This is a genomic window from Alloalcanivorax xenomutans (assembly GCF_032810065.1).
GTDB lineage: Bacteria > Pseudomonadota > Gammaproteobacteria > Pseudomonadales > Alcanivoracaceae > Alloalcanivorax > Alloalcanivorax xenomutans.
Window position 1 is genome coordinate 4191108 of record NZ_CP136538.1, and the last position, 24754, is coordinate 4215861.

General features: G+C 63.8%; 24 protein-coding genes and 1 riboswitch. Of the genes, 10 read left to right on the forward strand and 14 right to left on the reverse strand.

Features of this window, described 5'->3' with window-relative positions; all coding sequences use genetic code 11:
- Positions 1 to 42: 42 nt before the first annotated feature.
- The 3 genes from RYH70_RS19375 to cbiB all read right to left on the reverse strand — a co-directional run bounded on the left by RYH70_RS19375 (position 43) and on the right by cbiB (position 4498).
- Positions 43 to 1920: a TonB-dependent receptor domain-containing protein gene (locus tag RYH70_RS19375; RefSeq protein ID WP_317009535.1), complete on the reverse strand. Its 1878-nt coding sequence runs from the start codon at positions 1918 to 1920 to the stop codon at positions 43 to 45.
- A 158-nt stretch (positions 1921 to 2078) separates the two neighbouring features.
- Positions 2079 to 2540: riboswitch (cobalamin riboswitch) on the reverse strand.
- The gene (gene cobD, locus RYH70_RS19380) at positions 2541 to 3578 is read right to left on the reverse strand and encodes a threonine-phosphate decarboxylase CobD (protein WP_317009536.1); all 1038 of its coding nucleotides are present in this window, start codon (positions 3576 to 3578) and stop codon (positions 2541 to 2543) included.
- A complete protein-coding gene (gene cbiB / locus RYH70_RS19385; RefSeq protein WP_317009537.1) occupies positions 3575 to 4498 on the reverse strand; it encodes an adenosylcobinamide-phosphate synthase CbiB in 924 nt (307 codons plus the stop codon). The genes cobD and cbiB overlap by 4 nt, the downstream gene beginning before the upstream one ends.
- 350 nt (positions 4499 to 4848) lie before the next feature.
- Between cbiB and RYH70_RS19390 the strand changes: the two genes are divergently transcribed.
- The 4 genes from RYH70_RS19390 to RYH70_RS19405 all read left to right on the forward strand — a co-directional run bounded on the left by RYH70_RS19390 (position 4849) and on the right by RYH70_RS19405 (position 8394).
- Positions 4849 to 5793, forward strand: coding sequence for a transposase (locus RYH70_RS19390; protein WP_317009538.1), 945 nt, complete (start codon positions 4849 to 4851; stop codon positions 5791 to 5793).
- Positions 5794 to 5972: 179 nt separating this feature from the next.
- Entirely contained in the window at positions 5973 to 7034 is a 1062-nt protein-coding gene (gene cobT / locus RYH70_RS19395) for a nicotinate-nucleotide--dimethylbenzimidazole phosphoribosyltransferase (RefSeq protein ID WP_317009539.1), read from the forward strand.
- A gap of 2 nt (positions 7035 to 7036) precedes the next feature.
- On the forward strand, positions 7037 to 7651 hold the full coding sequence (locus RYH70_RS19400; protein WP_026948288.1) for a histidine phosphatase family protein: 615 nt from the start codon (positions 7037 to 7039) through the stop codon (positions 7649 to 7651).
- A complete protein-coding gene (locus RYH70_RS19405; protein WP_026948289.1) occupies positions 7648 to 8394 on the forward strand; it encodes an adenosylcobinamide-GDP ribazoletransferase in 747 nt (248 codons plus the stop codon). Before RYH70_RS19400 ends, RYH70_RS19405 begins: the two co-directional genes overlap by 4 nt.
- On the opposite strand, the gene RYH70_RS19410 is transcribed toward RYH70_RS19405, so the two are convergent.
- The 4 genes from RYH70_RS19410 to RYH70_RS19425 all read right to left on the reverse strand — a co-directional run bounded on the left by RYH70_RS19410 (position 8301) and on the right by RYH70_RS19425 (position 11819).
- Positions 8301 to 9038, reverse strand: a complete 738-nt coding sequence (locus RYH70_RS19410; RefSeq protein WP_284455396.1) for a lipopolysaccharide kinase InaA family protein — start codon at positions 9036 to 9038, stop codon at positions 8301 to 8303. The two genes, RYH70_RS19405 and RYH70_RS19410, sit on opposite strands and share 94 nt — an antisense overlap.
- Positions 9035 to 9763: a class I SAM-dependent methyltransferase gene (locus RYH70_RS19415; RefSeq protein ID WP_317009540.1), complete on the reverse strand. Its 729-nt coding sequence runs from the start codon at positions 9761 to 9763 to the stop codon at positions 9035 to 9037. Before RYH70_RS19415 ends, RYH70_RS19410 begins: the two co-directional genes overlap by 4 nt.
- A gap of 105 nt (positions 9764 to 9868) precedes the next feature.
- Entirely contained in the window at positions 9869 to 11146 is a 1278-nt protein-coding gene (locus RYH70_RS19420; protein ID WP_317009541.1) for a sensor histidine kinase, read from the reverse strand.
- On the reverse strand, positions 11139 to 11819 hold the full coding sequence (locus RYH70_RS19425) for a response regulator transcription factor (protein ID WP_022994797.1): 681 nt from the start codon (positions 11817 to 11819) through the stop codon (positions 11139 to 11141). The genes RYH70_RS19420 and RYH70_RS19425 overlap by 8 nt, the downstream gene beginning before the upstream one ends.
- Before the next feature lie 277 nt (positions 11820 to 12096).
- Here RYH70_RS19425 and RYH70_RS19430 point away from each other — a divergent pair, with 277 nt between their 5' ends.
- Both RYH70_RS19430 and RYH70_RS19435 read left to right on the forward strand, forming a co-directional pair.
- Entirely contained in the window at positions 12097 to 13851 is a 1755-nt protein-coding gene (locus tag RYH70_RS19430; RefSeq protein ID WP_317009542.1) for an alkaline phosphatase D family protein, read from the forward strand.
- Positions 13848 to 15980 (forward strand): metallophosphoesterase, encoded by a 2133-nt coding sequence (locus RYH70_RS19435; RefSeq protein WP_317009543.1) that lies wholly within the window; start codon positions 13848 to 13850, stop codon positions 15978 to 15980. Before RYH70_RS19430 ends, RYH70_RS19435 begins: the two co-directional genes overlap by 4 nt.
- Positions 15981 to 16395: 415 nt before the next feature.
- On the opposite strand, the gene RYH70_RS19440 is transcribed toward RYH70_RS19435, so the two are convergent.
- The 4 genes from RYH70_RS19440 to RYH70_RS19455 all read right to left on the reverse strand — a co-directional run bounded on the left by RYH70_RS19440 (position 16396) and on the right by RYH70_RS19455 (position 19256).
- Positions 16396 to 16746, reverse strand: a complete 351-nt coding sequence (locus RYH70_RS19440) for a c-type cytochrome (RefSeq protein WP_022994794.1) — start codon at positions 16744 to 16746, stop codon at positions 16396 to 16398.
- A gap of 198 nt (positions 16747 to 16944) precedes the next feature.
- Positions 16945 to 17463, reverse strand: coding sequence for a bifunctional adenosylcobinamide kinase/adenosylcobinamide-phosphate guanylyltransferase (gene cobU / locus RYH70_RS19445; protein WP_317009544.1), 519 nt, complete (start codon positions 17461 to 17463; stop codon positions 16945 to 16947).
- Between the two features lie 5 nt (positions 17464 to 17468).
- Positions 17469 to 18464: an NAD(P)H-dependent flavin oxidoreductase gene (locus tag RYH70_RS19450; protein ID WP_022994792.1), complete on the reverse strand. Its 996-nt coding sequence runs from the start codon at positions 18462 to 18464 to the stop codon at positions 17469 to 17471.
- A 144-nt stretch (positions 18465 to 18608) separates the two neighbouring features.
- On the reverse strand, positions 18609 to 19256 hold the full coding sequence (locus tag RYH70_RS19455; protein ID WP_022994791.1) for a TetR/AcrR family transcriptional regulator: 648 nt from the start codon (positions 19254 to 19256) through the stop codon (positions 18609 to 18611).
- A gap of 86 nt (positions 19257 to 19342) precedes the next feature.
- On the opposite strand from RYH70_RS19455, the gene RYH70_RS19460 reads away from it, so the two are divergent.
- Positions 19343 to 20530, forward strand: a complete 1188-nt coding sequence (locus RYH70_RS19460; RefSeq protein WP_317009545.1) for a CaiB/BaiF CoA transferase family protein — start codon at positions 19343 to 19345, stop codon at positions 20528 to 20530.
- 2 nt (positions 20531 to 20532) lie between these two features.
- Here RYH70_RS19460 and RYH70_RS19465 read toward each other — a convergent pair whose 3' ends face one another.
- Positions 20533 to 21288: an SDR family oxidoreductase gene (locus RYH70_RS19465; RefSeq protein WP_317009546.1), complete on the reverse strand. Its 756-nt coding sequence runs from the start codon at positions 21286 to 21288 to the stop codon at positions 20533 to 20535.
- 60 nt (positions 21289 to 21348) lie between these two features.
- Here RYH70_RS19465 and RYH70_RS19470 point away from each other — a divergent pair, with 60 nt between their 5' ends.
- From RYH70_RS19470 to RYH70_RS19480, 3 genes are all read left to right on the forward strand, one after another.
- Entirely contained in the window at positions 21349 to 21990 is a 642-nt protein-coding gene (locus RYH70_RS19470) for an MBL fold metallo-hydrolase (protein ID WP_022994788.1), read from the forward strand.
- Positions 21991 to 22060: 70 nt separating this feature from the next.
- Positions 22061 to 22396 carry a DUF4870 family protein gene (locus RYH70_RS19475; RefSeq protein WP_014996473.1) on the forward strand — a complete coding sequence of 112 codons (336 nt, stop codon included), beginning with the start codon at positions 22061 to 22063 and terminating at the stop codon, positions 22394 to 22396.
- A 104-nt stretch (positions 22397 to 22500) separates the two neighbouring features.
- The gene (locus RYH70_RS19480) at positions 22501 to 23220 is read left to right on the forward strand and encodes a DUF2057 domain-containing protein (RefSeq protein WP_317009547.1); all 720 of its coding nucleotides are present in this window, start codon (positions 22501 to 22503) and stop codon (positions 23218 to 23220) included.
- Positions 23221 to 23345: 125 nt separating this feature from the next.
- Here RYH70_RS19480 and RYH70_RS19485 read toward each other — a convergent pair whose 3' ends face one another.
- The gene (locus RYH70_RS19485) at positions 23346 to 23771 is read right to left on the reverse strand and encodes a secondary thiamine-phosphate synthase enzyme YjbQ (protein WP_284455390.1); all 426 of its coding nucleotides are present in this window, start codon (positions 23769 to 23771) and stop codon (positions 23346 to 23348) included.
- Between the two features lie 3 nt (positions 23772 to 23774).
- A complete protein-coding gene (locus tag RYH70_RS19490) occupies positions 23775 to 24743 on the reverse strand; it encodes a D-2-hydroxyacid dehydrogenase (protein WP_063141122.1) in 969 nt (322 codons plus the stop codon).
- Between the last annotated feature and the right edge of the window lie 11 nt (positions 24744 to 24754).

Consider the following 24754-nt stretch of genomic DNA (forward strand, 5'->3'; position numbering starts at 1 on the left):
CCATTGCCCCATTCTGGCCACCATAACATTCTCCCATTGCGATCAACGGATATCGTAGCGCACGCTGACGAACACGGTGCGCCCGGCGTTGAGATAATGCCAGCCGGAGTAATTCCGCGCCGTGGCGTATTCCTTATCGAACACGTTCTTCACCGAGACCCGGGTGGTCCAGTCCGGAGCGAAGCGCCAGCTGGCGCGCAGGTCCAGCAAGCCATAGCCCGGCAAGCGCTGGGTGGCGGCGGCATCGTTGTAACGGTGATCCTGGAACACCGCGCTGCCGCCCAGTGACACGGAGCCGAAATCCCGGTCCACATCGAAACGCACGCTCTTGCGGTTTCGACGCTGCAACAGCTCATCGGTTTCCTCATCCTTGGGATCCAGCACCGTTACCGCCATGGCCAGGCGCCATTGGTCCAAATCCAGACCGGTTTGCAGTTCGGCGCCGCGAATGCGCGCTTCATTGACGTTGTAGGGCAAATACTTACCGTCCCGAAGTTCCGAAGCGATCAGATCCTCCACATCATTCTGGAATACCGACAGGTCCCAGAAGCCACGGCCGTACTGCCCGCGAATGCCGACCTCCTTGTTTTCGGATTTTTCCGGCGACAGGTCCGGATTACCGAAACCGGGGTAGTACAGTTCGTTGAAGGTCGGCGCCCGGAAGGCGGTTCCGTAACTGACACGAAGGCGATGATGCGGGTTCAGCGCGTAACCGAGGGCCACACCGCCCGTGCTCTTGTGGCCAAAGGCTTCGTTATCGTCATAGCGCACGCTGGCCTGCGCATCGAGATCACCAAAGGTGGTCATCAGTTGGGCGAAGGCTGCCTTGTTCTCACGATTGTCCAGACTGTATTGCGTGGTGCTTTCGATATCGTCGCGCAAGTACTCGCCACCGACGATCAGTTCCACGTAATCGTTCACCGCGAAGTGGTTCTTCAGATTGACGGCCTGGGTCTTGGTGTTGAAGGTACTGGTCAGATCACCGTCGGTGAAATTCTCGTTTTCATCCCGCGCCTCACTGACCTGCAACTGCATCAGCCAATCGTCGGACACCAGCAATTCACCACGCAGGGCGCCCACCTGAATCAGATAATCCGTGTCTTCCCGGTTGGCGGCCGTGCCGGGCTCGAACTCGGTGTTACCCTCGGCGCGGAATCCCAGCACGCCGATTTCCGCCCGCTCGCCGAACCGATGGCTCAGTTTGACGATGCCGGAGGTATTGTCGTAACCGCGATCATCACCATGCCGGCGCAGACGGGTGCCGTCGGTATCGAAGCGGTTCACCGCCATGCTGTAGCGGGTACCGTCCTTCTCGCCGGCGGCACCGCCACCGATGGAACGGCTATTGAAGCTGCCGCCGCCCAGCTCCAGCCAGGCACCGGGCTCACCATGCCCGTCCGGGGTGAATACCTGAACCACGCCGCCCACCGCGTCGGAACCGTAGAGACTGCCCCGCGGACCGCGCACGACTTCCACCCGGTCGATCATTGATGGCGGCAGGAACTGCCAGGATGGGGTGCCGCCCGTGGCGGGGCGGATGCGCACACCGTCGAGCAACAGCAAGGTGGAGCTGCCGCCGGTGCCACGCATGTAGACGCTGGTGTTCTTGCCGAAAGCGCCGTTGCCGATGATATCCAAACCGGGCTGAGCGCGCAGAATGTCCGCCATTTCCAGCGGTTGCTGCTCACGCAGCGTTTGTTCGTCGATCACCGCTACCGGCGTGAGACTGGCGCGGGCGGTTTGCGTGGTCATGCTGGGCGTCACCACCACCGGATCGAGCCGATTCTCATGGGGCTTCACATCCGGCAACGACAGTTGCGCCAGCAGTATGGGATCGGTTGGGTTTTCCCCGGCGTGGGAGGCGGTGGCGCACAGGCCGATAACGGCGGCGGCCACCGGAGTCAGTTTGAATCTGGACATGGCACGAATTTCCCCTGGCCGTGCTCACCCGCACGGCGAATGGTGTCGTGTCACGGCGGGACATCCGGGAGAGGCGGCGGAGGCAAGCCACGAAAGCAGGCGCGGGAAACGCCCTCGCATCACCCGGCGGCCGCCCACCGCGACGCCTGGCGGAGAGGCAAGCCTCTCCCCTTCGGGCCGGTATCCGGACTGATGAGGTGGAAGGTGGAACATCCTTCCGCCGCGATCACCTTCCCATGCCAAGGAGCCTCTGAATAAGTATTACTGCGTCTCTGCAAGGCCTGGAAGGCGCGTTGGCAAGACGGGTCGCGCCGCCAATGGCCGTCGTCCTTGGCAAGCGGCCCAACGCCGCCAGCGTGCCTTCCAGGCCTTGCCCTTCGGGGCCTTCAGGGCGGCCCGTCCTGAAGGCCAGAGGCGTCGTAATACTTATTCAGAGGCTCCCTAAGCACAGTGGTGGCGGCCGGCGCCGGACCGGTCGCGGATCGCGGTGTACTCAATCACCGTTGCGGGGGCAGTGCCGGATTCACCGTTGGGGGCTGCTCGCAACCCAAGATTCACCGACTTCCCGTTTAACCCGTAGCCTGGCAGGCTCCCGGGCACCCGAAAGTGGCGCGAAACTATCAATCCGGCCGCGCCGGGTCAATGATTTCCCGCACCGCCGGCGCGGCCAGAGCCTGCTCCAGCCGTTTCCAGGCGCCGGCCTCGTCCGGTGGCAGGCCGATGCGCAGGGCCGGCGGTTCAACGAAGTCCCGCACCAGAATGCCTTGCCGGGCCAGCGCATCGGCCAGTACCGTGGCGCGTGAATGGGGGCAGTAAAGGAACAGATCCGTGCCGCCGGCCACGGCAAGCCCCGCCCGTTCCAGCAGCGTGGCCAAGCGCCGCGCCGCCCGCCGCCGCTCTGTCCGGTTTTCGCGTTGCCAAGCGTGGTCCGCCAGGGCGCCCGCCATCACCGCCTGGGCCGGGCCGCTCAGGCTCCAGGGGCCCAGCGTCCGCGCCAGCCGTTCCAGCAACGCTGCTTCGGCGAAAACCCAACCGGCACGGACGCCCGCCAGCCCGAACACCTTGCCCAGAGAGCGCAGCACCACCAGTCCCGGCGTCCCGGTGTCGGTGGCGACGCTCAGCGCCGGCTCATCCAGAAAGGCTTCATCCACCACCAGCCAGCCACCGCGATCGGCCAGCCGCCGGCACCAGGCCAGCAGCCGCTCCGGCGGCAACCGCTCACCGCTGGGGTTATTGGGATTGATCCAGACCAGCACATCCAACTGGTCCAGCGCCGCCTCTACCTGCCCGCTGCCGAGACCGCGCACCTGATGACCGGCCCGCCGCCAGCACAAGGCATGCTCGCCATAACCCGGCACCGGCACGCCGACCCGGCCAGGCGCGCGCAACAACGGCAGTTGCTGAATCGCCGCCTGGCTGCCCGGCACCGCCAGACAGGTCGCCGTCGACGGCGCGCCCACCCATTGGCGGGCCAGATCCGCCAGTTCCGGTGCCGGCTCAGGTAACCGTTGCCACACCTCCGGCGGCAGCGGCGGCACTGGCCAACCGTTCGGATTAATGCCGGTGGACAGATCCAGCCAGTCCGCCTCCGGGCGCCGCCAAAGCCGGGCCGCCGCCCGGCGGCGGCCGCCGTGATCGCGTTCCCAGTCCCGGCTCATGGGCTCCCCACCGACAGCAACACACTTCCGGTCACCGCCACCAGCAACCACAGCCCAAGAGCTCTGCGCAGCAACCGCAGCGACGCCTTGATGGTCGCCGCCTCCGCCGCCGGGCCGGCACCCAGCACGGGCCGTTGCCGCCATTGGCCGTGATAGGGCGCGCCGCCGCCAAGCGATACGCCCAGCGCCCCAGCGCCAGCGGCCATCACCGGGCCGGCATTGGGACTCGACCACTGCCCGGCTTGCCGGCGCCAACAGGACAGCGCCAACCGCGTGCGTCCACACAGCGCGTAGCTCAACGCGGTGAGTCGCGCCGGCACCCAGTTGAGCACGTCGTCCAGACGGGCCGCGGCTTTGCCGAAATACTCGTAACGTTCGGTGCGATACCCCCACATGGCGTCCAGGGTGTTGGCGGCGCGATGGGCCACCACGCCAGGCAGACCCGCCAGCAGAAACCAGAACAGGCTGGCGAACACGGCGTCGGCACCGTTTTCCAGCACCGACTCGGTGGCGGCGGTGGCGACGCCGGTTTCATCCAGGGCGGCGGTGTCGCGGCTCACCAATTGTCCCACGGCGGCACGGGCGGCGGGCAGATCACCGGCGGACAGTGGCCGCGCCACCGCCAGAGCGTGCTCATGCAGACTGCGCGGCGCCATCGCCAACCACAGCACCAACACCTGCAGCGGCCATAACAGCAACGGCGGCAACCACCACTGGCAGAACACGGCCACCAGCACCGGCCCGCCCACCAGCAACAGCGTCGCCTTGAAGCCGGCTCCCACGCTCCGGTCGGGCCGCCGGTTCCAGCGCCGCTCCAGGGCCGTGGCCCAGCCGCCGAACACCACCAACGGATGCCCGCGCCGGGGTTCCCCCAAAGCGGTGTCCAGTAAAACAGCCAGTACGCACAGCCAGGCGCTCATGGATTGTGGAGACCATCGCAATAAAAAGAGGCGCCAAGTCTAGCGTGGGAGGCGGGGGGCACAACACTTGCGGCGCATGGGGGCGCTCAGACGTTTGCAACATTCGCTTGCAAGCAAGCTTGTATGGTTTCCCGGCAAGTCTTAGAAGGAGAAGACTTGTCGGGGTGGAGGGACCAGGCAAGCTTCTGACCCTAGGGTACAGACTGTGGGAGATATGGCCCCACCCCGCACCTTCAAACGCCGATAAGGAATCCATCGGCTGAGCGCGCACTCAGACCGACGATACTCTGCAAGCCAGCGTGACGGTGCGCCCCGACAAGCCCATTTAACCTAGCTGACAGGGGAGCCCCATGGCAATGCCGGCAAGCCGCCCGGAGATCGGGATCGACGCTGCGAAAGACAACCTGGTGATCCACCATCAGGACCTGAACCAAACCCTCACCATCGACAATACGCCCCAAGCCATCCGCCAATGGCTGGCCACCCTCCCTGAGGGCTGCGATATCGCCATTGAGGCGACCAGCACCTATCACATGGACCTCACCGAGCGCGCGCACGCCAAGGGGCATCGGGTCTATGTGGTGGACGGCTACCGCCTCAGTCACTACCGCAAAGGCGTTGGAGGGCGGGCCAAGACGGATCTGGCCGATGCCCAGTTGCTGGCCCGCCATCTGCACAAGGAGAAAGACGAGTTACGCCCGTGGAGCCCGCCCCCAAAGGCGTACCGGATGCTGCAGAGCCTGCTGCGTCGCCGGGCCGCCTTGGTTAAGGCCCGCACGGCATTACGTCAGAGCCTGAGCGGAGAACCGGAGCTCAAGGCCCCTCTGCGTGCCCTGATCGCCAAAATGGACCGGATTGACTCTCTGATCCAGAAACGGCTCAAGAGCGCGGTGAGCGCCGCCGGCTTACAGACTCAGGTCCAACGCTGCGACGCGATCGACGGGGTCGGCGAGATCACCGCCACCGCCTTGGTCATGGCCTTCCTGAGAGGAGACTTCACCAATAGCGATGCCTTCGTTGCCTTCCTGGGGTTGGATGTCCGGGTCCGTGACTCCGGCAAACTCACCGGCAAGCGTAAGCTGACCAAACAAGGAGATACGGAGGTCAGGCGACTGCTGCACTGTGCCGCCATGAGTGCGTCTCGACACCCGGTCTGGCGCGCCTTCTATCAGCGCTATCGGGACCGGGGACTGCACACCACGCAAGCCTTGGTGATCCTGGCCCGGAAGATCGCTCGCACCGCCTTCGCCCTGATGAAGCAGCAACAAGAATATTGCCCCGCAAAGCTCTTCTAAGCATTGCAGGGCACCATAGAATCTCCCACAGCGGCGGCGTCGTTACTCCCGTACCCCTGTTTCCGGGTGAGACCATGATTTTGTGGAACACCAGTGGTCCACGGACCCCAATTCGCTTCTTCCCTTGACAGCCTCCCCAGCCGTGCCGACCATTTTGCTCTTTGCCACTGGATGACCCCGTGTCCGTTTCTTCCCCTTTCTGGCGACAATCGCCCCCCTCCCTGAACCCGGATTTTCTGCGGCAGGGCCGTCAGCATCAGGCCAGCCTGACCAAACCCGCCGGCTCCCTGGGACGGCTGGAACAGCTTGCCATTACCCTGAGCGCGCAACAGCAACGCCCCCGCCCGGCGGTGGACCGCGTGCGCATCGTGGTGTTCGCCGCCGATCATGGCGTTTGCGCCGAAGGCGTGTCCGCCTTCCCCCAGGAAGTGACCGGTCAGATGATCGCCAACTTCGTCAATGGCGGTGCCGCCATCAGCGTGCTGGCCCGCCATTTGGGCGCGGAGCTGGAAGTGGTCAATCTTGGAACCGCCCACCCGCTACCCGCCCGTGACGGAGTCGTGATGGCGGAAATCGCCCCCGGCACCGCCAACCTGGCAACGGCGGCGGCGATGAGCGAAGAACAGCTGCAGGCCGCCTTGAGTGCCGGGCGGGACGCGGTGCAACGGGCGGCCGGCGCCGAGCTGTTCATTGGCGGCGAGATGGGCATCGGCAACACCACCGCCGCAGCCGCGGTGGCCTGTGCCCTGCTGGACCTGGCGCCGGAGGTACTGGCCGGCCCCGGCACCGGACTCGACGCCGACGGCCTTCGCCACAAGGTGGCGGTACTGCACCGGGCTTTGCAACGTCATCGCGATACCGTTGCCGAGGCGGATCAGCCACTGCCGGTGCTCGCCTCCCTCGGCGGCTTTGAGGTGGCGGCCCTGGCCGGCGCCTTCCTGGCCGCCGCCCAGACCCGGATCCCGGTGCTGGTGGACGGTTTCATCGCCTCGGTGGCGGCGCTGGCGGCAACGCGCCTGCAACCAGGCCTGGCGGAATGGCTGCACTTTGCCCATCAGTCCGCCGAACCCGGCCACGCCCGGGTCCTGGCCGCACTGGACGCCGATCCGCTGCTGCGACTGAATATGCGGCTTGGCGAAGGCAGCGGCGCGGCGGCGGCGGTCCCTCTGCTGCGCCAGGCCTGCGCCCTGCATAACCAGATGGCGTCGTTCCAGGACGCGGGCATCAGCAAAGGACAGTAGCGATGGACACGGAAACGACCACCTGGGTGGACCTGATCCGCCACGGTGAACCGGAAGGCGGACGCCGCTATCGCGGACACCGGGACGATCCGCTCAGTGCCACCGGCTGGGCGCAGATGCGTGCCGCCCTCGGCGCCGAAGAGCGCTGGGACGCGGTACTCTGCTCACCCTTGCTGCGTTGCCGCGCCTTCGCCGAGGAGGTGGCGCGGGAACAGGGCCTGCCTTTGCACGTGGAACCGCAACTGAAGGAAATCCACTTCGGTGACTGGGAAGGCTTCACCCCGACTGAACTGGCACAACGTGACGGCGAGCGGCTGGCGGCGTTCTGGGCCGATGGCGAGCGCCACCCGCCCCCCAACGGCGAGTCTCTGACCGAATTTCACGCCCGCGTATCCGGCGCCTGGCAGCACTGGACTGACCGGTTATCGGGACAGCGCGTGCTGCTGGTCGGCCATAGCGGCATGATCCGGATGATATTGGCTTCGGTACTGGATCTGGCCCCGGCGCGGGCCATGGCACGCCTCTATATCCCCTACGCTGGCCGCAGCCGGGTACGGCTGGACGATACCGAACACGGCCGTCTCGGCTGCCTGCTCAGCCACGGACTGACGCCATGATAAGCACGCCGCTGCGCACCGCCCTGGCGTTGATGACCCGCCTGCCCAGCGGGTTGAAGCACCCCCCCAACGACCGCGATCAGGGCCTGGCGGTGGCCTGTTATCCGCTTGTGGGGCTGATCGTCGGACTGCTGTTGTGGCTCGGCGCCGCCGCCGGCGGCTGGCTGCATTGGCAAAGCGCCCCCCTGGCCATCCTGTTGGTGGCGGCCTGGGTGCTGATCACCGGCGCCTTGCATCTGGACGGTCTGGCGGACAGCGCCGACGCCTGGCTCGGCGGCTACGGCGATCGTGAGCGCACCCTGCGCATCATGAAGGATCCGGCCAGCGGCCCCGCCGGGGTATGCGCCGTGGTGCTGGTGCTGCTGGGCAAGACTCTGGCGTTATGGACACTGCTGGATCTGGGCTGGTCGCTGGCGTTGCTGTTGGCACCGGTGCTGGCCCGCGCGGCCGGCGCCTCACTGTTCCTGCTGTTGCCCTACGCCCGCCCGGAGGGCCTTGGCCGCGCCGGCGCGGACCACCTGCCCCGGGACAAGGTCACCGTGGCCCTGGCGCTGACCGCCCTGCTTGCCGTACTGCTCGGTGGACTGGCCGGTGCCGCCTGGGTGCTGATCAGCGCGCTCATAACCTGGGCCGCCGTGCGCTTGCTCCGTCAGCGGCTGGGCGGCTTCACCGGGGACACCGCCGGCGCCTTGATCGAAGTGGTGGAAACCCTTGTTCTACTGGCCGCCGCCTTGGTGCTGTAATCCCAGGCCCGCTGGTACTGCTCGAGAAACCAGGCCCAGTCCCGCTCCGGCATGGCGCCACGGTGACGGCCGAACTGATCCAGATCACGCCATGACGCGGTGGCCCGCCGGAACCGGCGGCGGCTCTTTTCCAGATCGATCAGCGCCACCCGCGGCCGGCCATGCCCCACATTGACGAACACATGCTTGGCGTAAAGGCAGCCGTGTTGCCAACCGGCGGTGTGCAGTCGCGCCAGAATAGTGGCCAGATCATGGAGCATGGCATGCCGCTCCGGTTCCGCGCGCGGCGCCTGCTCATACCATTGATCCAGGCTGATGAAGCCGGTCAGCGCTTCGGTGACCAATAGCGCGCGCCATTGTCCCTGTTCGCGCCGGGCGCCGGCGTAGCGAAGCACCGGCAAGGGAATGCCCAGAGCCTGCCAGGCCCGGTAGGCCTCCGCCTCACGGATCACCGTGGGGCGCCCCAGCGGATACCGCAGCGAGCGATACAAATGGCCGGTTTGCCGTTTGCAATACAGGCCGGGCGCGCCATCACCCTCGACGTGCAGGTACTGAACACCGCTTTCGCCACCCCGGCGCTGGTTGGCGGGCTCCACCCAGGGCCCATGGCATTGCCACCAGTAGCGGAAGGTTGATTCACTCATCTCCGCCCCCGGCCGCCGATATCGCTCTTGCGCAGAGTGTAGACTCGCCACATGGCGTAACCCGGCAGAAAGTCCTGGTGACCGACTATGGCGAAGCCGGCGTCATGGAATTCCCGCTCCACTTGCTCCCGGGCGATGATGAAACGGTTGCGGCCATGGCTGCGGCTGTAGTTGCGATCGTAGTTGCGACCCTGCTCGCGACGTTGTTCCAGACGGCGGCGGCGCCACGCTTTGTAGTTGCCATCCACCCACAATGACAGGATCACCGTATCGCGGCTGACCCGGTGAAACTCGCGCAATATCGTCGTTCGGTTTTCCACGTCGGCGACATGATGGAGCAAGCGCATGCAGAACACGCAATCCACACTGGCGTCATCGAGGTCGATGGAGAACGCCGACGTTTGCAAGGTCCGCACCCTTCCCTGGCTTTCACTGCCCTGATAGCGGCGGGCCACATCCAGCATGTCGGCGGAGTAGTCAGCAGCCAGGATCTCCCGGCCCGGATGCTCGGCCAGAGTCGCCCAGAAACGACCCGCGCCGCAGGGCAGGTCCAGCACCAACCTGGGCCCGCCGGCCTGTTTCAGAGCGCGCCGCGCGAGCTGTTGATCGCGCCAGTTGGACAGCCGGCGAGACCAGCCATCCTGGTGTTTTTTCAGATAGTGTTCGGCGTGTTGCAGGTCGTACTTCCTGGAAAATTCCAGTTCCACCGGCCGGGAATCCGACATGGCTCTACTCCATTGGGAATATCAGCCATAACAGTAGAAAAGCCCGCCTGAAACACTCGTCAAAGAGATGTCAAAATTTCGTTAAGTAGGCATTTTTCGAAAAAATCAGGGCGACGACAACGACACATGAAAACAACAGCCGCCCGCTGGCAGGGAGGCGACCGAGATACGCCAACCCTGACTGGCACAGATGCGTTTCACCAGCGAAAGACCGAGCCCCATGCCTTCACCCCGGGCGCTGCTTCCCCGCACGAACGGCTGAAAAACCGTCACCTGCTCCGCTTCGGGAATACCGGACCCGCTATCCTCCACTTTGAAGCCATGCGCCGACAGCGTCAGTATGACGCCGCCGTTTTCGGTGTAGTGGCAGGCATTGCGCAGCAGGTTGCCCAGAACCGCTCCCAGTAAAGTCTGGTTATAGGCCTTGGAGGTGCAGCCCCCGCCATGCGGGTATCGCACTTGAAAATCCAGACCCTTGGCACGCATCTGAGGCGCCCAGCGGGCACATTGTTCTTCCACCACCTGCTCAAGAGTGGCGTCGGCGGCGAAGGCCGAGTCCTTTGGATCATTACGCGCCAGCATCAGGAAGGTGTCCACCAGACCATGCATTTCCTTCACCGAACGGGCGATACGTTCCACCTGTTCCCGTTCCCGCTCCGCCAGTGGCCGGGCCGCCAGCAATTCACAGCTGCCGGCGATCACCATCAGCGGCGTGCGCAGTTCGTGACTGACATCCCCGGTGAACAGACGCTCGCGCTCAAGGGATTCATGCAAGCGCCGCAGCGTGGCGTCAAAGGCCGCCGCCAGATGTCCGATTTCATCGTCCGCGTAATGCAGCGCCAGGGGCGGCGAATGGGAAAGCAAGCGGTCTTCCTGCCGCACCTGCCAGGCCAGCCGCACCAAAGGGGCCATCACTTTTCTTGCCAGCAACCAACCAAGCAGGCAGGCGGCCACCACGCTGAGCATGAAGCCAACCGCGACCACCTGGAATAATGCCTGCTCACGGGCTTCGAACTCCTGCTGCTCCTGCAACAGCAAATAACGCTGCCCACCTTCATCACGCACATAGGCGTAATAGGCTTCACCGCCGCGCTCCAACTCGTGAAAGCCGGCAGTCAGCGTCATCATCCAGGGCGCCACCGGCAGACCCGCGCCGGCATCACTGTAGAAACGGGTCTTCACGTCCAGCCGCGACGAAGAGTGTGCCGGCGCGTCATCGGAAAGAATCGAATCCATTTTGCGATCCATTTCCTCCGACATCAGATGCTGCTCGACAAAATGAACGGAGAAGAAAATGCCGAAGGAGAACAGTCCGCTGACCACCAGTGTCATCAACGTAAAAGCAATCACCAAACGCCGGACGAACGGCTGCCGGCTAGACATCGGCGCGGTCCGAGAGTCGATAGCCGATACCATGAACGGTATGAAGAAGCGCCCGCTCGAAGGGTTTGTCCACGGCCTGACGCAATTGATGGATATGGCTGCGCAAGCTATCGCTGTCCGGAGGATCCTCCCCCCACAACGCTTCCTCCAGCGCTTCCCGGCGCACCACCGCCGGGCTTTTCCGCATCAGGATCGCGAGCAGCTTCAACGCCAACGGGTTCAGACGTAAAGTCTGATCGGCGCGGGTGACTTCCAGGGTATCCAGATCGTAATGCAGGTCCGCCACTTGCAGGTGCCGCTTCAGCTCACCATGACAGCGGCGCAACACCGCTTCGATACGGGCCACCAGTTCCGACAGCGCGAACGGTTTGATCAGATAATCGTCCGCGCCGGTACGCAACCCCCGGACACGATCATCCAGGGCGTCGCGCGCCGTCAGCATGATGATCGGCGTGGTCACGCAAGCGTCCTGACGCAGCCGTTCGCACAGCTGATAGCCGTCCATGCCGGGCAGCATGATATCCAACAGAATCAGATCGAACGACTGGGTTACCGCCAGGTGCAATCCGCTGACCCCGTCCCGGGCACAATCCACCGTAAACCCCTTCAATTGAAGGTAATCCATGACGTTGGCCAGAATATCCGGGTTATCCTCGATGACCAGAATACGCACATCTCTCTCCGACACTTCGGGGCACACTGACGCCGCGCGAACGGCGGCCTGAGTGGCAAACACTCAGAAAGAAGACCTTCCGGCCCCCGATTACGTTCCACCGGACCCGCTCCGTGTCCGCGATTCTTCATCCATTTTTCATCCCCTCGTCACCTTTAACTGGGCCCTTACAAACCGATACATGGCACTACGGTACTAAACGCAAGAGCCACGGCGCCGGTGCAATTCCCTGCTTACTCTTGGGGCGTTTATTGACCGTCTTTCAGCGGGGATCAGCATGGATCACAGGCGTCGCGCTCTGGTACGAGCGCTCGGGGCAGGCAGCACTTTGGCATTGGCCGGCTGTGGCGGTGGCAGCGGTGGTGACGGTGGCGTGCCCGCCGGCAATCCCGGCACACCCAATCAGCCCACGGACCCCGACACACCGACGCCCCCATCACCGGAGCCAGAACCCCCGGTGCCGCCCAACGTCCGTTTTCTGCATGGCGTGGCATCCGGCGACCCGCTCTCCACGCAAGTGATCCTGTGGACCCGGGTCACTCCCGAGGAAGACGCCGTGGTAACGGTCACCGCCACCGTCGCCACGGATCCCGCCATGACCGCGGTGGTGGCTCAATACCAGGCCGTGGCCAGCGCCGATGGCGACTATTGCGTCAAGGTGGATGCCACCGGACTGCTGCCCGGCCGCTGGTATTACTACCAGTTCGAGGTGGGGCAGCAGCGCTCCCCGATCGGCCGCACCCGCACCTTCCCGGAGTCCTGGAAGGCTACTGATCGGGCCCGCTTCGCGGTGGTGTCCTGCTCCAACTTCCCCAATGGCTATTTCTCGGTCTACAAAGCGGTGGCGGACCTGGGCGACCTGGATTTCGTGTTGCATCTGGGGGATTACATCTACGAATACGGCGCCGGCGAGTACGGCGACTTTCCCGAGCGCGTCCCCGATCCGCCTCATGAAATCGTCACCCGGGAGGATTACCGGCGCCGCCATGCCCAGTACAAAACCGATGAGGACCTGCAGGCGCTGCACCAACAGTTCCCCATGATCGCGATCTGGGACGACCATGAGTCCGCCAACGACAGCTGGCACGGTGGCGCCGAGAACCACGACCCTCTCACCGAAGGTGTCTGGCAGCAGCGCAAAAGTGCCGCCCGTGAAGTGTATTTCGAATGGATGCCGATCCGTCCCCGCGAGCCCGGTAACACGGACATCATCTATCGCCGCTTCCACTTCGGCGATTTGCTCGATCTGACCCTGCTGGATACCCGGCTGGAAAGCCGTGACGAACCCTTGCCGGCGGTGGCCGGCTCACTGGATCCGAACCGCAATGACCCGGATCGCCGCCTGATCAGCGAGGCGCAAATGGACTTCCTGCTCGCCGGGCTCGACAACGCACGGGGACACTGGCGTTTCATCGGCCAGCAGGTCATGTTCGCGCAACTCAATATTCTCGAAATCCCCGGCCTGACCCCGGACATGAAGGGCCAGCTGCTGGCCGTCAACATGGATCAGTGGGATGGCTATACCGCCGACCGCGACACCATTCTCAAACATATCGAGGACAACCGGATCGATAACGTGGTCGTGCTCACCGGGGACATTCACACCTCCTGGGCCAACGAGTTGTACCGCAATCCCGCCGTGCTGGTGGGGGATCTGTTTGCCCGCCCACTGGCGGCGGAATTCGTGGCGCCGTCGGTAACCAGCCCCGGCTTCCCCGACGGCCTGGCGGAGCTGGCCTCTGTCGCGCTTCCGGTGGTCAATCCGCACATTCGCTACACCGAGTTGAAAACCCACGGCTTTATCCTGGTGGATGTGACCCGCAGCCGCGCCCAGGCCGAGTTCCATTATGTCAACAGCATCGAGGCCTATGACCTGCGCGGTCAGATCAATGATCGGCTGACCAAGGTCGTGGCGGTGGAAAGCGGCAGCAGCCGCATCAAGGAAGACCTGCCGCTATCCCGCCCCCGAACGTTGCGCACCGCCCTGTTCCATCCTCCCGTCGAGCACAACCAGGAAGAGGTACTATCATGAAGCCCCTATGGACACTGCTGCCCCTGCTGGCGGCTCTGACTCTGACCGCCTGCGGAGGAGGAGGCTCTTCCGGCAGTGATTCCGGCGACGGCGCCAACCCCGATCCCAACGTGCCGGGTGATGGCGATGGCGGCAATGGTGGTGACGGCGGCGACGGCGATGGCGGCAATGGGGGGCCGGATCCCGAACCGGATCCCGAGCCCCTGGCGGCGCTGCGCTTCATCGTGATCGGCGATTCCGGTAGCGGCTCATCGGGCCAGTATGCGGTGGGGGAAGCCATTGCCGCCGTCTGCGATCATAAAGGCGGCATGGACGAAGCTTCCCCGGCCGCCGGCTGCCATCTCGCCCTGGGGCTGGGCGACAACATCTATGAATCCGGAGTCACCAGCGTCGACGACCCCCAGTTCGAGGAAAAATTCGAAAAACCCTTCGAGCCGATCCAGTTGCCGTTCTACATGGTACTGGGCAACCACGACAACACCGGTTATGTCGGCGGTGATGGTGCCGGCAATGCCCGCGGCGAATTCCAGGTCGACTACCATTACTTCGATGGCCGGCTGTCCAACCGTTGGAAAATGCCGGATCGGTACTACCGGCACACGCCGGCTCCAACCACCCGTGACGGCCGCCCGCTGGTGGATTTCTTCGCCCTGGATTCCAACCCCATCGCCGGCGGCTTCGCTGACCCGGACATCGCCTACGCTTACCACACCTATGGCGTGGACCAGCGCAACTGGGCGGTGAACGCACTGGCCGGTTCCAATGCGGTATTCAAGATCGCCATGGCGCATCACCCTTATCTTTCCAATGGTTCCCATGGCAATGCCGGTAATTACGACGGCGTGCCGCATCAAATTTTGCCAGTGCTGGCCGGGACCCGCTGGAAGGCGTTCATGGAAGAGGCGGTGTGCGATCAGGCCGACTTTTTCCTGGCCGGTCACGATCATGATCTACAGGTCCTGTCAGGCGTGCCGTCCTCCTGCGGCCGAACCGAATTCATGGTCAGCGGCGCCGCCGGCAAACATCGCTCCATTGATGATCCGCAACGCAACGAAGCACTGTTCCAGCAAGGCGACGAATACGGTTTCATGTGGCTGCAGGCCACCGAGGCGGATGAGGAAAACCAGACTCCGGCATCTTTGTGCCTGGAAGTCTATGTGGTGGATAAAGACGCGGAAGGGCTTGGCGTCATCGACGGCAGCGATGAGCTGACCCCGGCGTTCACGCACTGCTATGACAAGCAAGCGAAAACCGGCCTTACTCCCGGCAATGACTTTACCGGTCAGCCCATCGGTGACGGCGCCTTGCCATTGCCTCTACCGGAGGACTTCGACGCCACCTTCACCGGCCCGCTGAAAGAGTTGCGCGAGGCCCTGGTGTCGGGTTTCACCGAAGCCGGCGCGGACTTGCCACCGAACATGCGGCAAACACTGGATCAACTGATCGCCGGTATGGACATTCTGTTGAACGCCCTGGATGCGGCCACCGCCGCCATCGTCAACGGTGACAGCAGTGAAATCACCCAGTCGGTGGAGGCGGTGCTGGCCGCGGCCGAGCAACTGCAAGCCATCGACACCAGCAGCCTGCCGGCGCCGTTCGATCAACTGGGCGGTGCCTTCCAGGCCCTGGCCGCGGGGATCGGCAGCGGCGAAACCGAGCCGGGAGAAGGCAGCACGGTGGACGACATCGCCTTCATCGCCGGTCCTCTGGTGGAGCTGTCCCGCAACCTGCATAACATCCTCGACGGCATTGAAGAAGTCATGCCCGAAGAGGTTCCGGTGTTCGCCGGTCTCACTTCGGTGCTGTCCACGGTCACCCTGGGACTGGCCAACACTCTGGAACAGCTGGTGGCCCTGGACGTCAGTGCCGGCGGTGACGAACTGGTGGGAACGGTCCAGCAAACCCTGGAGCACCTGGTCAACGATGTGCTATGGCTCAACAAGATTCCCGGAGCCGAAGACTATCCCGCCCTGCCCGGGGATTTCCTTTCCTCGGTACTGTCCACCCTGGTGCGGGAGATCACCACGATACTGGATACGGTGCTGGAAGGGCCTTTGGATTTTCTCCGCAACCTGCTGTCGCCGATCACCGGATTATTGCGGGATCTGTTGTCCGGTTTGTTTGGTTAGGGAAAGCTTTTCTGTTCCACAGTAAGGACAGCGGAGCCGTGTTATACCTTTGCGGAAACGCCGTGAATACGTCCATGTAGGCTCCCGGTCGAACGTCCCTGTTCGACAGGGTCCCGCAAAGGTATAACACGGCCCCGCTTCGAGGTAACCGGCAAGCGAAGAAGTTCTTCCGACCACCACCAAACCACCATGAAAGAATGGGGAGCAATCTTCTCTGTGCTGAAAGGTTCCTCGTAGTTCGGGCCCGGAACGCTGCGGTTCACTCGAAGCGGGTCTGTACGGAGGTCTTCCGGGACCCTGTTTGACAGGGACGTCAAACAGGGAGCCTACAGGGACGTATTCACGGCGATCCCGGAAGACCTCCGTACAGACCCGTGCCCCCGATCGAGACTCTCTCGCTATTCCGCAATGAATCTTATTTGGCGCCGCTCAACTGCAACATATGAATCACGGTGGCGCGAATTTCCTCGTCGCTGCAATCCACGCACCCGCCCCGTGGCGGCATCGCGTTAACGCCGTTGATGGCCTCGCGCACGATAGCGTCAAAGCCTTCCTCTTCCACTTCGTGGGACCAGTGCAAGCGGTTTTTCTTGGCCACTATCGGCGCTCCGCCGGCCCCGCTGGAATGACAAACCACACAGTATTGTTGATAGATGGATGCGCCGTCGCGAACTGCTTTTTTTACGTCGGAAGAAGTACTGTCGGCATCCGTGCACGCCGCCAGCACCAACGGCAATGTCATGATATAAAAGGATCGCATCAACATGATCAACTCTTGGCGGTATGTTCCCGGACTCGCCCCAGACGGGGAAAGGATTATGGCTTTTTTAAGTAACGCCTGGGTCGCGTAGCGATAAGTATAGCGTTGCTGTCCGGCACAAACATGACAACCGGATGAGCGCCGGGCGACGCTTGGGTCAAAGGGGGAGAGGCGTTCCGGATCAGCCGGATCGGGTAGCGGATTTCAGGTGGCGGATTTCAGGTCCAGGGACAGTCCGGCCACCACCAGCCGTACATTCTGGCAACGTTGCGCCAGGGCCTGATTGAGCCAGCCGAGTTCATCGCCGAAGCGGCGGGTGAGCGGGTCCATGCCAATAATGCCGAGCCCCACTTCATTGCTGACGATCACCACCGGGCCAGGATACTCGACCAGGGTCTCAAGGAAATCGTCGCGCTCCTTCTGGTAGCGTTCCTCGCCGGCGTGCAGCAGGTTGCTCAGCCAAAGGCTCATGCAGTCGATCAGCAGACACGGCGATACCGGCGCCTGCTCGCGCAGCACCCGGCCCAGCGCCAGCGGTTCTTCCACCAGCCCCCAATGGTCCGGGCGGCGGTGGCGATGCCGTTCGATACGATCCCGCATTTCCCCGTCCCCGGCGGTGGCGGTGGCCACGTAGGTCACCGGGCGGCCGCTGTTCGCCGCCGCCCGCTCCGCTTCCGCGCTTTTGCCGGAACGGATACCGCCGAGGATCAGGGTATGCGTCATCGGGATCAGCTCGCGGCGCGCAGCGCCGGAGAGGCGACCTTGCCGTTGAGCTCGGCCTTGGCGGCTTCGTATTCCCGCGCCAGACGGTCCACGTGTTCGGCCGCGGAGGTCACCTTGTCCACCGTGCCGATGCCCTGGCCGCAGCCCCAGATATCTTTCCAGGCCTTGGCCTTGCTGTTGCCGCCGGAACCGAAGTTCATTTTCGACGGATCGCTTTCCGGCAGGTCCTCCGGATCAAGGCCGGCATTGCGGATCGACGGCGCCAGGTAGTTGCCATGCACGCCGGTGAACAGGTTGCTGTAGACGATATCGTTGGCGGAGCTGTCGACGATCATCTGCTTGTAGCCTTCCGCCGCGTTGGCTTCCTCGCTGGCGATGAACATGGAGCCGATGTAGGCCAGGTCCGCGCCCATGGCCTGGGCGGCGAGAATGGAACGGCCATTGGCGATGGAGCCGGACAGCCCGATCGGACCATCGAACCACTGGCGTAATTCCTGAACCAGAGCGAACGGCGACAACTTGCCGGCGTGACCGCCGGCACCGGCGGCCACCGCGATGAGGCCGTCCGCGCCCTTCTCGATGGCCTTGCGGCCGAAGCGATCATTGATGACGTCGTGCAGGGTGATGCCGCCCCAGCTGTGCACGTGCTGATTAAGGTCCTCGCGGGCGCCCAGGGAAGTAATCACCAGCGGCACCTTGTACTTCTCGCACAGCTCCAGGTCCTGCTCCAGACGATCATTGGTCTTGTGCACGATCTGGTTGACCGCGAAGGGCGCGGCGGGCTGATCCGGATGATCACGATCCCAGGCCGCCAGTTCCTCGGTGATCCGGTGCAGCCACTCGTCCAGCTGTGACAGCGGACGGGCGTTCAGGGAGGGGAAGGAACCGATCACGCCGGATTTGCACTGGGCGATAACCAGATCCGGGTTGGAGATGATGAACAGCGGCGAACACAGTACCGGCAAACGCAGCCGGTCGGCGATGGAAGCGGGAAGTGCCATGGGAAATCCTCTTCATTCCGGCGCCCGTCGGCGGCCGGTCTCATATTGACATTGAAAATTTATTTACATTGTAAATTCAATGGTCTGCTCGGAAGCGCATCGCTCCGGGATGGCGATAAGATTTACACCGTATATCTTTAAAGATCAAGCCTGATCTTCGTGCGCCGGAGGCCCCGGCTCCAGTGAGGGCGGCGATGCCAGCATGCCCGCGTACAGTGTACGCATGCACTTCTCACGCAGGGTATCGGCGTCGATTTCCCGGTCCAGACGGCCGGCCATCTCCAGCACCACGATGCCGTGCATGGTGGCCCAGAACATATACCCGATCAGATCCGCGTCCCCTTGCAGCAGGCCGGCATCAATCATTAATTGCACATAGCCGATCATGGTTTCATGGGCACGGGCATTGGCTTTGACCAGTTCCGGATAGCGCTCCTCGTCCTGCATGGAGAAGTCGAACATCATCTGGTACGCGGCGGGATAGCGCTTGGCGAAACGGACATAGGCGTCGCCCACGGCGCGGGCCTTGGCACGGACATCCGGGGCCCGGTTCACCGCCCGTGAAAGGGACGAGGCGAACTTGTTGTAGGCGGCGGCACGCACGGCGGCAAGAATTTCATCCTTGTCCCGGAAGTAGCGGTACGGGGTCATCGCACTGACGCCCAGTTCGGCGGCGATCTGCCGCATGGTCACGTTCTCCGGCCCATGCTCGATGAACAAACGGGTAGCGACATCGCATACCCGCTTGCGAAACACCGCCACTTCCTGATTGGTCTTCGGTTTCTTCGGCACCCATTGCTCCCGTCGCCGCCATGGCGCGATGATCGTTTATGGATTTATAGTGTAAATCATAACAAAGACAGACATCGGGAGAGATCATGAGTACAACAACACCGCCCGCTGGCGGCAACGCGGGACCGCTGACCGGTGTCCGTGTTCTGGATTTCGGCCGTTTCATCGCCGGCCCGTTTTGCGCGGCACTGTTGGCGGAGTTCGGCGCCGATGTGATCCGGGTGGAACGCCCGGAGGGCGCGGAAGACCGTTTCCTGATGCCGGTGACCGACGACGGCACCGGTGCCTTGTACCTGCAGATGAACCGCAATAAACGCTCGCTGGCCCTGGACGTAACCAGCGATGAGGGCCGCGCCATCGTGCGCCGGCTGCTGGCCAACACCGATGTGGTGGTGGCCAATCTGCCCCCCACCACCCTGCGCAAGATGGGCCTGGATTACGCCACGCTCAGCGCCATCAAACCGGACATTATTCTGGTCAATCTCAGCGCTTATGGGCAGGAAGGCCCCTGGAGCACCCGCCCCGGCTTCGACAGTATCGGCCAGGTAATGTGCGGCGGCGTGTACCTGAGCGGCGAGGACGGCAAACCCCGCCGCACCCAGGTGAACTGGGTGGACCACGCCACCGCCACCCATGCGGCTTTCGGCACCCTGCTGGCACTGATGGAACGCAATCTCAGCGGACGCGGCCAGGAGGTCACAGGGGCCCTGCTGAATACCGCGCTGTCCGCCCACGCCCAGCCCCTGGTGGAACAGCATCTGGTTGCCAGCAACCGCCAACCGGCGGGCAACCGGGGTATCTTCACCAACCCCGGCGATCTGTTCGAGACCCGTGACGGCTGGCTGGTGTTGCAGGCGGTGGGCAATCCCCTGTTCCGCCGGCTGGCGACATTGATCGATGAGCCGCAATGGCTGGAAGATCCCCGCTTCCAGGACGATGAGGGGCGCGGCGCCCACGGCGAGGAACTGTGTGAGCGTATCGCGGCCTGGTGCGCGGAACGCACCCTCGACGAGGCGCTGGACGCGCTGGCGGAGGCGCGCATCCCCTCGGCGCCGGTGCTGTCCCCGGCGCAATCCCTGGCCCATCCCCAGGTCCAGGCCACCGGCATGCTGCAGCCCATGACCATTCCCGGACTGGACAAGGACGCGTTACTGGCGGCGGCTCCGGTGAATCTGTCGCGCACCCCGGGCAGCCTGCGCCGGCCGCCGCCGCGTCTCGGCGAGCACAACGAGGAAATCCTCGCCGAACTGGAGCGGGCGGAACAGGCCGGCTAGGGTCAACCCCGCCCGATAAACGGCATTTTGGTGGCCATGATGGTCATGAACTGCACATTGGCGTCCAGCGGCAGTCGCGCCATGTGCACCACCGCATCAGCCACATGGGACACGTCCATCATCGGCTCCACCAGGGTGTCGCCGTTGGCCTGGGGGATGCCGCGCCGCATCGGCTCGGTCATTTCGGTGGCGGCGTTGCCGATGTCGATCTGACCACAGGCGATGTTGTAAGCGCGGCCATCCAGCGAGGTGGATTTGGTCAGCCCGGTCATGGCGTGCTTGGTGGCGGTGTAGGGGGCCGAACGCGGTCGCGGCGAGGTGGCGGAGATCGAGCCGTTATTGATGATGCGCCCGCCCCGCGGGTCCTGCTCCTTCATGATGCGGAACGCTTCCTGAGTGCACAGGAAAGCCCCGGTCAGATTGGTGTCCACCACCGCCCGCCAGTGCTTCACCGGCAGCTCTTCCAGCGGCACCGGCGGAGCGCCGATACCAGCGTTGTTGAACAACAAATCGAGCCGGCCGTAACGTTCCTTCACCTCGGTGAACAAGGCCTTCACCGAATCCGGGTCGGTGATATCGGTGGCGATGGCCAGCGCCTGATCCGGTCCCAGCCCGGCGTCCGCCAGCACCTGTCGCAGACGCTCGCCATTACGGCCGGCGGCACCCACGCGATATCCGGCGCTCACCAGCGCCAGCATCACCGCGCGTCCGATGCCGGTACCAGCTCCGGTCACAATGGCTACGGGAGATGAACTCATCACTGCTCTCCTTTCTGTTCGGGTTATACTGTCGGCCCCGTTTTTCAAAGCCGATCCGCCATGAAATACGCCATTCTGCCCGTTACCCCCTATGAACAGAACTGTTCTTTCCTGGTTTGCGAGGACACCGGCAAGGTCGCCATCGTCGACCCCGGCGGCGATCTGCCCCGCATTCACCAGGCTCTCGAGCAGCTCGGCGGCGAGGTGGAAAAGATCCTGGTGACCCACGCTCATCTGGACCATGTGGGCGGTGTCGCGGACCTGGCGGAGGAACTGGGCGTACCGATCGAAGGGCCCCACCGTGATGACCAGTTCTGGATCGACATGCTGCCGCAACAGTCACAGATGATGGGTTTTCCACCCGCTCGCCCCTTCACTCCCGCCCGCTGGCTGGAACACGGCGATACCGTCACTGTCGGCGCGACGGAACTCAAGGTATTGCACTGCCCCGGCCATACTCCCGGGCACGTAGTGTTCTTCCAGCCGGAAGCCGGACTGGCGGTGGTCGGCGACGTGCTGTTCAACGGCTCCATCGGGCGCACCGACTTCCCCCGGGGCGACTACCAGACCCTGATCGACGCCATCCAGACCAAGCTGTTCACCCTGGGCGACGACGTGGCGTTCATCCCCGGGCACGGACCAATGTCCACCATCGGCCACGAGCGCCAGCACAATCCTTTCGTTGCCGATCATCGCGGCTAATGCTTCATTTGCAGCGGAGGCCGGGGTAAGGTGCTGTTCGGTTCCCGCCCGGCCGCTCAGGAGACCCTCAATGCCGGATAATCATACCCAGCTGTGTAAACTGGCCTATGTTTTGCTTCTTCTCGGCATTCTTACCGGCGGCCTTACCGCGCTGGTGGCGGTGGTGATCGCGCACCTGTATGCGCCGCAGACCGACGATCCGGTTCGCGCCCATTTCCGCTTCCAGTACCGGACATTCTGGATCGGCCTGTTGTATTACTTCATCTCCGGGCTGACCACGCTGGCGCTGATCGGCTGGGTATTGTTGACCATCACGGTGGTGTGGTGGGTAATACGAGGTCTGCGCGGCCTGGACAAGCTGAACCGCGGCCAGCCACCGGCCAATCTGGAAACCTGGGGCTTTTGACCCGCCCCGCTGTTGCCGTCGTGGCACACACTGCCATGAATATTGTCATAAAACCTTCACCGGCCATCGGCACACTGTCGGGCCTGTTTTATCGGGAGTTCACCATGCCTTCTCCGCGTTCCCTTCTGATCCTGATCTTCGCCACCCTGGCACTCACCGCTTGTGCCCGCAATCCGGTGGTGCAGCTTTATGATGGCCCGAAAAAGCCGGACACCCAGGTATTGACGGTGCGGGTCCCGACCCAGATGGAAGTCGTCACCATCAATGGCCAGGAAGTAAAAGGTGCCAACACCTTCTTCAACACTTCCCACAAGGATCTGAAGCTGGCCCCCGGCACCTATGAAATTGTGGCCTACTACAAGGAACTGTGGGACCTGAACTCGGAAAGCCACGAAGTGATGAAATCCGATCCGGTGGTGTTTCCGGTCAACGGCAAGGCCGGCCAGTACTACGCCATGAACTATGACCAACCGGAAAACGCCCGCGAGGCCCGGGAACTGGCGGACAACTTCTCCGGCTGGGTGGAAAACACCGCCACCGGTGAAAAGACCCCGACCCAACCCAGCGGCCTGGTGCTCAAGCGCAGCATTCTGGCGCCCCTCACCGGCACCGAGGTGGAATCCTCCACCAGCGAAGCGGTAGCGCCCAAGCCCGCCGCCGTGATTGCGCCCAAGGAAGCGGCCTCCGCGCCGGCTCCCGCGCCGTCTTCCTCCGCGGCACCAGCGGCGGCACCGGCCGGCAGCTACGTGGACACCTTGAAAGCCCAATGGAACCAGGCCACGCCGGAAGAGCGTCGCGAGTTCCTGCAGTGGATTTCCAAGTAAGCTTTAACCGCCGGCAGCCCGCACTCACGCGGCGCTGGCGCTGATTCGCGGCCAGGGCCGCTCCCACAGTGTTCTTCGAAGTTGCTGTGGAAGTGGCCCGGGCGGCGTATTAGCAACGTCTTCCCCTATCCCGCTTCGCCCTGCAAGGTCGCCACTATTCTGCGCGCGCCGCCGTGATCACGGTGCTCGCACAGATAAATCCCCTGCCAGGTTCCCAGGGCCAGGGTCCCATCATGGAGCGGCAATGACAGGGACGGCCCGATCAGCACGCTCTTGATGTGCGCGGGCATGTCGTCCGGCCCTTCCAGGGTGTGCTCGTAGTGCGGCGCGTCCTGCGGCACCATCACATTGAAATGGCGCTCCAGATCTCCGCGCACATCCGGGTCCGCGTTTTCGTTGACGGCCAGGGACGCGGAGGTGTGCTGGATGAACAAATGCAGCAGCCCCACCCGGTAACGCCCCAACTCCGGCAGTGCCTCGACCACTTCACGGGTGATCAGGTGAAAGCCCCGGGCACGGGGCTTCAGGGTGATCGTCTGCTGGTACCACATGGCTCATCCTTCCTGGTTGACGACATTGACCGGCTGTCCGTTCCGCCAGGCATGGATGTTCTCCACGACCTGGTCGACCATACGCTGACGGCATTCGGTGCTGACCCAGGCGCTGTGAGGGGTGACGATCAGATTCGGCACATCGCCACCGAGCAGAGGGTGATCCGCCGGTGGCGGCTCCTGGCTGAGCACGTCGAGGGCGGCACCGCCCAGATGCCCGGCCCGCAATGACCGCTCCAGTGCCGCTTCGTCCACCAATGGCCCACGGGCGGTATTGATCAGGAAAGCGCCGGGGCGCATGGCGGCCAGGAAATCATCATTAACCAGTCCCTGGGTGTCTTCGGTGAGTGGACAATGCAGACTGATAACGTCGGCGCGACGGAGAAACTCCGGCAGCGGCACCCGGTCCGGCGCCGGGCCCGCGCCGGGGCGCAGTGACGCGGCCACCAGCACGTCCATTCCCATTGCCCGGGCGATGGCCGCCACCTGCCGTCCCAAAGCGCCGTAGCCGATAATGCCGAGGGTACGGCCTGCCAGGTCCACCACCGGGTAGTCCATGCGACAGAACATGGTGGATTCGCTCCAGCGGCCCTGTTGGGCATCCCGGTCGTATCGATGCCATTGCGTGGCGAGGCCCAGCATCAGCGCCACCGCATGCTGTGCCACGGTGGCGGTGGAGTAGCCCACCACATTGCTGACCACGATGCCTTTTTCCCGCGCGGCGCCCAGATCCACGTTATTGGTGCCGGTGGCGGAGATACCGATAAACTTGAGGTCCGGACACGCGTCCATGGTGGCCCGGTCGATGACCACCTTGTTGGTCACCGCCACGGCGGCGCCGGCGAGACGTTCGGCCACCTGCTCCGGGGCGGTGCGGTCATGGAAGGTCCAGCCGGACAGCGCGGCCCGCAGCGCCGACAAATCCAGTTCGGAGGGCTTGATGGTTTCGATGTCGAGAAATACGCCTTGCATGGGAGATCCTT